1 protein-coding gene is annotated in these 1204 nt (G+C 70.8%); it reads left to right on the forward strand.

Annotated elements, in window-relative coordinates; all coding sequences use genetic code 11:
- A partial coding sequence (locus tag ACYVD5_RS26515; RefSeq protein WP_461003883.1) for an acyltransferase domain-containing protein occupies positions 1-1204 on the forward strand: 1204 nt, incomplete at both ends.

Here is a 1204-nt window from a genome sequence, read left to right on the forward strand (position 1 = left end):
GTGGTGCCGGATGTGGTGGTGGGGCATTCGCAGGGGGAGATCGCCGCGGCCTGCGTCAGCGGAGCCCTTTCCCTGGAGGACGCGCTGCGCATCTCGGTGACGCGGTCGCAGTTGCTCGTCGGGCTCACCGGAGGCGGAATGCTCTCGGTGCAGGCGAGCCCCGACGACATCGCCCCGTTGCTCGGCGAGGGCTCCGACGTGTCGCTGGCCGCGGTCAACGGCCCGACCAGCACAGTGCTCTCCGGCTCAGTGCCCGCACTCGACAACGTGGCGGCCTGGTGCGCCGATCGCGACATCCGGGCGAAACGGGTGCCGGTGGACTACGCCTCGCATTCGCCCGAGGTCGAGCAGATCCGCGACGAACTCGGCACCCTCCTCGCCGGGATCGCGCCGAAGGCCGGGCATGCGGCGTTCCACTCCACGGTGACCGGAGAACGCACCGACGGCACGGCGCTCGGCGCCGAGTACTGGTTCCGCAACCTCCGCGAACCGGTCCGCTACGCAGACGCGGTGCGCGACCTCGCCGAGCAGGGCTACCGGTGCTTCATCGAATGCAGCCCGCACCCGGTTCTCACCGCGGGCACAGAAGACTCCCTGCCCGAGGAGGCGGTAACGAAGGCCGGCGCAGTGGTCGCGGGCTCGCTCCGGCGCGACGACGGCGGCATGGACCGGTTCCTGCGATCGGTCGGCGAAGTATGGGTGCGCGGCATCGACGTCCGCTGGGACACGGCGTTCACCGGGCTGGACGCCCGCCGCGTCGAACTGCCCACCTACGCGTTCGACCACCGCAAGTACTGGCCGAAACAGGACCCCACCACCGCCGCCGGGGAAGAGATGACCGGCGACTTCTGGTCGGCGGTCGAAAACGGCGACGTCTCGGGGTTGGCGGAGCTGATCGGCATGGCTGACGCCCCCGATGCGCTCAAGCCGGTGGTGCCGCGCCTGTCGGAGTGGTGGCAGGCACGCCGCGACTCCCGGATCACCGACCAGTGGCGGTACCGGGTCGACTGGAAGCCCATCGAGTGGGGCCCGCCGCCCGCCGGCTCGGCCGGCCCGTGGCTGGTGGTGGTGCCGGAGGACGGCGACCAGGAGTGGATCAACAGCGTCCTCGACCTGCTGCGGACATACGGCGAAGTCCACACGATCACGGTGGGTGTGGGTGATGGTCGGGGGGATGTGGCGGCTGCGGTGGTGGGGGCGTTGT

Source organism: Streptomonospora sediminis, from assembly GCF_054778995.1.